The organism is uncultured Veillonella sp., assembly GCF_915069625.1.
Taxonomy (GTDB): domain Bacteria; phylum Bacillota; class Negativicutes; order Veillonellales; family Veillonellaceae; genus Veillonella.
Window position 1 is genome coordinate 1 of record NZ_CAJZFD010000081.1, and the last position, 8,672, is coordinate 8,672.

The 8,672-nt window shown below is 40.8% G+C and carries 4 protein-coding genes; 1 reads left to right on the forward strand and 3 read right to left on the reverse strand.

Features of this window, described 5'->3' with window-relative positions; translation table 11 throughout:
- Positions 1–270 precede the first annotated feature (270 nt).
- Positions 271–1,608 (forward strand): MATE family efflux transporter, encoded by a 1,338-nt coding sequence (locus tag QZ548_RS05555; protein WP_295868977.1) that lies wholly within the window; start codon positions 271–273, stop codon positions 1,606–1,608.
- 54 nt (positions 1,609–1,662) lie between these two features.
- Here the strand turns inward: QZ548_RS05555 and uvrC are convergent, their stop codons facing one another.
- From uvrC to uvrB, 3 genes are all read right to left on the reverse strand, one after another.
- Positions 1,663–3,489 (reverse strand): excinuclease ABC subunit UvrC, encoded by a 1,827-nt coding sequence (uvrC, locus tag QZ548_RS05560; RefSeq protein WP_295868979.1) that lies wholly within the window; start codon positions 3,487–3,489, stop codon positions 1,663–1,665.
- A gap of 43 nt (positions 3,490–3,532) precedes the next feature.
- The gene (gene uvrA / locus QZ548_RS05565) at positions 3,533–6,385 is read right to left on the reverse strand and encodes an excinuclease ABC subunit UvrA (RefSeq protein WP_295868981.1); all 2,853 of its coding nucleotides are present in this window, start codon (positions 6,383–6,385) and stop codon (positions 3,533–3,535) included.
- Between the two features lie 119 nt (positions 6,386–6,504).
- The coding region (gene uvrB / locus QZ548_RS05570; RefSeq protein WP_295868982.1) for an excinuclease ABC subunit UvrB at positions 6,505–8,672 on the reverse strand (2,168 nt) is incomplete at its 5' end.

Consider the following 8,672-nt stretch of genomic DNA (forward strand, 5'->3'; position numbering starts at 1 on the left):
ACTATAGTATATATATTATAATCGATATAGTTTAGTAGTGTAAAATTCAATTTGTAAAATATATATTCATTTTTAGCATACTCCATTCATATTAATATGAGAATCATAACAGTACAAATAGAAGTACTACGATATAAAAAATCATTAATTATAGATTCATAATAGACTAATCAATAATATATATTTAATTCCCAATTCTCAAGGAATTTATCTATTAAATTAGACTACTTTATGATATCGTATAATATATCATTAATAAGGGAGGTAAGTATGTATCAAACATATTCTATATTACAAAAGTTATGGTTGTTCATTAAGCTATTTACTCCTATGTGTATAACGCAATTTTCCCTTATAGGTGGTACATTTATAGCCATCTTTTTAACGGGACAATATAGTACAATAGATTTAGCTGGGGTTGCTACGGGGTATAATTTATGGCTCCTCTTCTATATCTTTGCACAAGGAACGTTGTTAGGTATCACTCCAATTATTTCTCAGCTATTGGGGGCTAAGAAAACTGATAATATTGCAACGATATTCTACCAAGGCCTATATATCGGTACAGGCTTAGCATTTATTATCTTAATGATTGGACTCTTTGGCTTACGTCCACTGCTGACAGCCCTCAATCTTGAACCGGCAGCAGCAGAGGTATGTGTTAGTTATCTGAAAGCTTTCGCCATAGGTCTATTCCCACTACTTTGGGTTAATACATTACGCAATACAGTGGACAGTCATGGATTAACACATTATTCTATGGCTATCGTATTTACAAGCTTTATTGTGAACGTATTCTTAAACTACTCACTCATCTTTGGGCATTTCGGATTTCCAGAGATCGGTGGTGTCGGTGCTGGCTATGGTATAGCCGGAGCTTGTTGGACTAACTTTATTCTCTTTAGCTTAGTATTACTATTGCATCCAAAGCTAAAGGGATATCGTATCTTTAAAGACTTCAGTAAACCAAGTTTTCACTACATTCGCGAACAGCTACATATAGGTATTCCTATTGGCTTTTCCATCTTCTTAGAAGCTAGTATCTTTAGTATTGCTGGCCTCTTGATGGTTCACTTTGGATCCGCCGTCGTAGCTGCTCATCAATCTGTTATTTCCTTTACCAATGTATTCTACTGTTTACCTCTTAGTATCGCTATGGCCTCTACCATTGCAGTTGCTTATGAACTTGGGGCAGATCGTAAACAAGAGGCTATCCAGTACTCTTATATTTCTCGCATCTTAGCCATTGTATTGGCTATCATGATTTGTACATTTACGTTTACTAATATGGACGCTATTGCAGATCTCTTTACAAATGATGATGAAGTATACAAGCTTATCTACAGCTTCCTTGGATACGGTGTATTCTTCTCTGCTATCGATGCCATAGGAACCCCTTTACAAGGTATATTGAGAGCCTATAAAGATGTAAAAGTAGTTCTTTATATCTCCCTCATATCCTATTGGGGCGTATGCTTCCCAACCGCCTATATTCTTGCTAATAATCCTAATTACGGACCATTTGGCGTATGGATTGGATTACTCGCTAGCGTACTAGTAGCAGGTATATTGTTCACTTGGCGTACTTGGTACATTCAGCGTCAATAAAAATAAATAACATTCTTATACAGTAAAAGAGCATCTTAAATAAGATGCTCTTTTTTATTTCAACATATCTTGTTTTTCTACCTTAGACATGCTGAAGAAATTATATAATGCTTCTGCCGTTTTATAGTTCATAGAGTCCACCTTTGAAAGTTCATCAATGGATGCCTCTTTCATAGCCTCTAAACTATTGAAATGTGCCCACAAGGCTTTGCGCCGTTTAGGGCCAATCCCTTCTATATGATCTAAAATGGATTCCAAATTACGTTTCCCCCGCAATTTACGATGGTACGTAATGGCAAAGCGATGGGCTTCATCACGTATTTGTTGAAGCAATTGAAGCTCTGGTGTGTGATGGCTTAAGATGATACTTTCAGATTGTCCTTCTACAAAGACCTCTTCAATACGCTTAGCTAAAGAGATAACAGGTACATCGGTAACACCTACACCACGAATCAACGGCAATGCTGCGTTGAGCTGACCTTTACCACCATCGATAATAATGAGGTCTGGCATAGGCCAATCTGTTTCATTACCATAGCGTCGTTCCATAATTTCAGCCATAGACTTAAAGTCATCAGGCTTACCTTGCGTAGTTTTCAATTTAAAACGACGATACTCCTTCTTCGCAGGCTTACCGCCTTCAAAGACAACCATAGACGCCACCGTTTCGGCCCCTTGTGTATGGGAAATATCGAAACATTCCATACGCTCTGGTAATCGCGGCAAGTCTAGGACTTCAGCTAGTTTTTTAACAGCCCCACCGGTCTTATCAATTTGGTGTTGCCACTGACGACGGCGCTCTTCTAGGAAGGTTTCTGCATTCTCATGAGCCATCTTAATCATGTCCATTTTATAACCACGCTGTGGCACAGATACGTCTACATTCTGACCTTTAAGCTGTGTAAACCATTCCTTTAACAAGTCTCTATCGGTGCTATCCATAGGTAATAATAATTCCTTTGGAATGAAGTTTGTATCTCCATAGTATTGCTTGATAAAGTCCGTCATGATAGTTTCTTGACTATCCCCATCATGTTGTACAAAGTAGTTCTCACGGCCTAATAGTCGGCCACCGCGAATGAATAATAACTGTACACAAGCCATCGAGGTATCCACTGCAATACCTAACACGTCTAAGTCGCCACGCTGTGTAACCATGCGCTGCTTTTCTTGTATCTTTTCTATACTAGTTAGCTGATCTCGATAGCGTGCTGCATCTTCAAAGCGTAAGTCTTCTGCAGCAAGCTCCATCTTCTCTTTAATTTCCTTCAGCAAAGGAATGGGCTTACCTTCAAAGAGCTCTATGATTTCATCGATATACTTTCCATAATCCGATACGGAAATCTTGTTAAAGCACGGTGCTTCACAGTAGTGCATATGATATTGCAAACATGGTCGCTCTACCTTCATAGACTTACATGTCCTGAGTGGATAGTACTGGCGTATTAATTTCAATACTACATGTACAGATGTTACATCTGTGAAAGGGCCAAAGTACTTAGCTCCATCGCGTTCTAGTCGGCGCGTCATATATACCCGTGGGTAATCCTCTTGTACTGAGATTTTTACGTACGGATACGTTTTATCATCACGAAGCCTAATATTGTATTTAGGTTCATGCTCCTTGATAAGGGTATTCTCTAAGATAAGCGCTTCCATCTCCGTCTTTGTTTGGATAATCTCCACATCGACGGCACGCTTCATCATAGCCGCAACCTTCGGCGCTCGGTTCGCATCATTGCGTACATAGGAACGCACACGATTGCGCAAGTTAATGGCTTTACCTACATAGATGATACGGTTATATTGATCGCGCCATAAATACACGCCTGGTGTGGTCGGCAAATGACTGACCTTCTCTAGTAATTCTTCAGATGGCATATGTCCTCCTTTCCTCGTAGATTTTTAAGCTTTGTACTCACAACTATTTCTTCTTTTGAGCTACTTTCATAAATTTCTTAGTCTGTTCTAATACAGGACCTAAGAATTTGCCGGTATAGCTTTCTTTTACCTTGGCGATTTGCTCTGGTGTACCTGTTGCTACAATGGTACCACCACGATTACCACCTTCTGGACCTAAATCGATGATATGGTCGGCCATCTTAATAACATCTAGGTTATGTTCAATAACAACAACTGTGTCCCCACCATCAACAAGCTTTTGTAGTACATCTAGCAGCTTGCGAATATCTTCAGCGTGTAAGCCTGTAGTAGGCTCATCAAGAATATAAAGGGTTTTACCTGTGCTACGACGAGCTAATTCAGTAGCTAGTTTAACCCGTTGTGCTTCACCACCAGACAATGTAGTTGCAGCTTGACCTAAGCGGATATAACCAAGCCCCACCTCTTGTAGTGTAACCATCTTACGATGAATTTTTGGAATAGCGCTAAAGAATTCTACTGCATCGTCTACGGTCATATCTAATACATCGGCAATGGATTTGCCTTTATATTTAACCTCTAAGGTTTCCCGGTTATAACGGGCTCCCTTACAAACCTCACAAGGTACGTACACATCTGGCAAGAAGTGCATTTCAATTTTGATGATACCATCACCACGACAAGCTTCACAGCGGCCACCTTTTACGTTAAAGCTAAAGCGCCCTTGTTTGTAACCGCGCATCTTTGCTTCCGGTGTTTGACTATATAGCTCGCGTATAGCATCGAATACACCTGTATAGGTAGCTGGATTAGAGCGCGGTGTACGGCCGATAGGACTTTGGTCAATATTGATGATTTTATCGATATGTTCAAGACCACGGATTTCTTTATGAGCCCCTACTTTGTAGTTAGAGCGATATAATTGATTAGCTAAACCTTTGTAGAGAATTTCATTAATTAAGGTAGACTTACCAGAACCGCTGACACCAGTAACAACATTGAATAAGCCAATAGGGAATTTTACATTTACATTTTGTAAATTGTTTTCCTTAGCACCGCGAATTTCAATGCAGTTCTTACCTGGTTTACGGCGTTGTTCCGGAAGAGCGATAAATTTACGACCACTCAAATACTGACCAGTAATAGAGTCTTTTACCTTCATAACTTCGTCAACAGAGCCAGCGGCAATAATTTGACCGCCATGCTCACCTGCACCTGGACCAATGTCCACTAGATAGTCAGCAGCACGCATCGTATCTTCGTCGTGTTCTACAACGAGTAATGTATTGCCTAAGTCGCGTAAACCTTTCAATGTATCGATGAGACGATCATTATCTCGTTGATGTAGCCCTATGGACGGTTCGTCTAGGATGTACAATACACCTACCAAACCAGAGCCGATTTGCGTAGCTAGACGGATACGTTGCGCTTCACCACCAGATAAAGTACCTGCACTACGGTTCATGGTAAGGTAATCGAGTCCTACATTATTGAGGAACCCAAGACGAGCATTGATTTCCTTCAAAATTTGAGCACCAATCACTTGTTCTCGTTCAGTTAGCTGTAGATTACCAAAGAAATCGAGTGCTTCTTTAATGGTCAATTGAGTCACTTCATTGATGTTCTTATCCCCTACAGTAATGGCTAAAACTTCAGGTTTAAGACGAGCTCCATGGCATGTAGTACAAGGCTTAATGGACATAAATTTTTCAAACTCTTCACGCATAGAATCTGTAGAGGCTTCGCTATGACGGCGTTTTACCATCGGTAAAATACCTTCGTACTCAGTAAAGAATTCTTTCACTTCACCACGCATATTTTCGTACGTGAAAGCTACCTTATCTGTAGTGCCATACATGACTTTTTTCTGCAATGCTTTTGGCAATTCATCATAAGTAGAATCTAAAGAGTATCCATTAGCTTTTAATAGACCTTCTACTTGGCGCATAAACCACGCATTAGGGTTAGAGCTCAACGCTTGTACACAACCATCGGCAAAGGTAATAGAGCCATCTGGAATAACACGTTCTTCGTCTACTTCCATGGTAGAGCCAATACCCAAACAAGCTGGGCAGGCGCCAAATGGACTGTTAAAGGAGAACATACGTGGTTCAATTTTCGGTAAGGAAATATGGCAATCTGGACATGCAAAGTGTTGGCTATACATATGTTCAGGACCATCTACCTCTTGGATGACAACAATGCCTTCCGCCCATTTTGATGCGGTCTCCATAGAGTCTGCTAAGCGAGATTCAATACCTTCTTTTACAACAAGACGGTCTACTACGATATCGATGGAGTGTTTTTTATTTTTTTCTAATACAATGTCTTCATCTAATGTACGTACAGCGCCATCTACACGGGCACGAACAAAGCCTTCTTTTCGAAGTTGTTCAAAGACAGATTTATGCTCCCCTTTTTTCCCTTGAATCATAGGGGCTAATACTAAAATCTTAGTACCTTCTGGGAAGCTCATTACGTCATCGGTCATTTGTTGTATTGTTTGTTGTGTAATAGGCTTACCACATTCTGGACAATGGGCGTGACCTACGCGAGCAAATAATAGACGCAAGTAGTCGTAAATCTCCGTTACAGTACCCACTGTAGAACGAGGGTTACGACTTGTAGTCTTTTGGTCGATAGAAATCGCTGGAGATAAGCCTTCAATATAGTCTACATCAGGTTTATCCATTTGTCCCAAGAATTGTCGTGCATAAGCAGATAAAGACTCTACATAGCGTCGTTGCCCTTCTGCATAAATTGTATCAAATGCTAAGGACGATTTACCAGAACCACTGAGGCCAGTCAAAACGATAAACTGATCTCTTGGTAAGGATATATCTATATTTTTAAGGTTATGCTGACGCGCACCTTTTACTATCAATTGATCTTTCATTATGTTCCCTATTTAAAGAGATGATACCAATCGGCATCATCTCTATTTTTACTAACATGAAATAATATATGTATATTATCGCACATATAGTCTATATAATCTATGTGTTTTCTTACAATCTATTTAGATGTACCTTTCGTGGTAGTACGTCTTCTAGATTTTGAAGAAGTAGGTTTCTTTAACTTACTATCTCCTGCACTATGCATATCAGACCATTGTTGACGTAGTTCCCCTAATTGGTCACGAAGCTTTGCAGCCTTTTCAAATTCAAGCTGCTTTGCAGCGGCCTTCATTTGACGGTCTAGTTCTTCAATTTTATTGAATAACTCTTCCGGCGTTATATCTGCCACCTTAGGAGTAGATGTATCCTGTACATATGGTTCGTGTCCATGGTCCATACCCGTTGTGGAGGTTTTCTTTTTCCCCTTCTTTGGTGAAAAGTCTTTTCCATCGGTGACCATATCTTCTTCAATTTTCGTCAACTCAATAAGTTCTTTTACATCTTTAGAGACAGATTTAGGCGTAATATTATGTTCAATATTATAAGCCTCTTGCACGGCACGACGGCGATCTGTTTCATCGATGGCCCGTTGCATAGAGCCTGTTACACGGTCAGCGTACATGATAACGTGACCATTCACATTACGAGCGGCGCGACCAATTGTTTGAATCATAGCTGTATCAGAACGTAAGAAACCTTCCTTATCCGCATCTAAGATAGCCACTAAAGAAACCTCTGGCATATCAAGACCTTCACGAAGCAAGTTAATACCAACCAGTACATCGAATACACCAGCCCGTAAGTCACGAATAATTTCAGCACGCTCGATAGTAACGATATCCGAATGAAGGTATCGAACGCGGACGCCCATTTCCTTCAAGAACTCTGTTAAATCCTCTGCCATTTTCTTTGTTAAGGTCGTAACGAGAACACGCTCATTCTTGGCAGCACGCTTATGAATTTCACCGAGCAAGTCGTCCATTTGTCCCTTAATAGGACGAATCTCAATGGATGGATCAAGTAGACCGGTAGGACGAATAATTTGCTCTGCAATATTCGTTTGTACTTCCATTTCGTATGGACCAGGCGTTGCCGATACATAGACGATTTGATTGATACGCTCCACGAACTCATCGAATTGAAGCGGTCTATTATCAAGCGCAGACGGCAGACGGAAGCCATATTCGATGAGTGATTCTTTACGTGCACGGTCACCATTGTACATGGCACGTATTTGAGGAATGGTTACATGAGACTCGTCCACCATTATGAGGAAATCATCTGGGAAATAGTCTATCAATGTGTATGGTGCCTCGCCAGCCTTACGTTCAGACATGTGGCGGGAATAGTTTTCGATGCCTGAGCAATAGCCCATTTCTTGCATCATTTCTATATCGTAACGCGTACGCTGTTCAAGACGTTGAGCCTCCAATAGACGGTCAGCAGCTTTCAATTTAGCTAATTGTTCTTCTAACTCAGCCTCAATACGTTCTACAGCAATACGCATCTTATCTTTCGTAGTTACATAGTGAGATGCTGGATATACGGCAACGTGCTTGCGTTCAGCAATCACTTCGCCAGTCAAAGCATCTACCTCAACAAGGCGATCGATTTCATCGCCGAAGAGTTCCACCCGAATGGCTCTTTCACTATACGCAGCAGGAAAAATCTCGATAGTATCCCCTTGTACACGGAAGGTACCGCGAATAAAATTCATATCATTTCTCGTATATTGGATATCTACGAGTTTAGACAGAATTTCGTCGCGAGATTTCGTCTGACCTAAGCGCAAAGACAGCACCAGTTCAGAGTAGTCCTCAGGGTCACCTAAGCCGTAAATACAGCTTACAGAGGCAACGATGATCACATCGCGGCGCTCAAAGAGGCTCATCGTAGCGCTATGTCGCAGTTTATCGATTTCATCATTGATGGACGCATCCTTCTCGATATACGTATCACTAGAAGGGATATACGCTTCTGGTTGGTAGAAATCGTAGTAAGACACAAAGTATTCTACCGCATTATTAGGGAAGAAGCTTTTAAACTCACTACATAGCTGGGCAGCTAAGGTTTTATTATGGGCAATAATAAGAGTTGGCTTTTGAACAGCCTCGATAACCTTAGCCATTGTAAAGGTTTTGCCTGTACCAGTGGCACCGAGCAAAACTTGGGCCCATTCACCGCGTTCAATGCCTTCTGTTAAAGATTGAATGGCAGTTGGTTGGTCCCCTGTAGGCGTAAAGGGCGCCTCCACTTTAAATGGTTGACCCCCTTCATAATTATATG

Coding starts and splice junctions, on each gene's coding strand:
- QZ548_RS05555 (WP_295868977.1), top strand. CDS start 271: ATGTATCAAACATATTCTATATTACAAAAGTTATGGTTGTTCATTAAG.
- uvrC (WP_295868979.1), bottom strand. CDS start 3,489: ATGCCATCTGAAGAATTACTAGAGAAGGTCAGTCATTTGCCGACCACA.
- uvrA (WP_295868981.1), bottom strand. CDS start 6,385: ATGAAAGATCAATTGATAGTAAAAGGTGCGCGTCAGCATAACCTTAAA.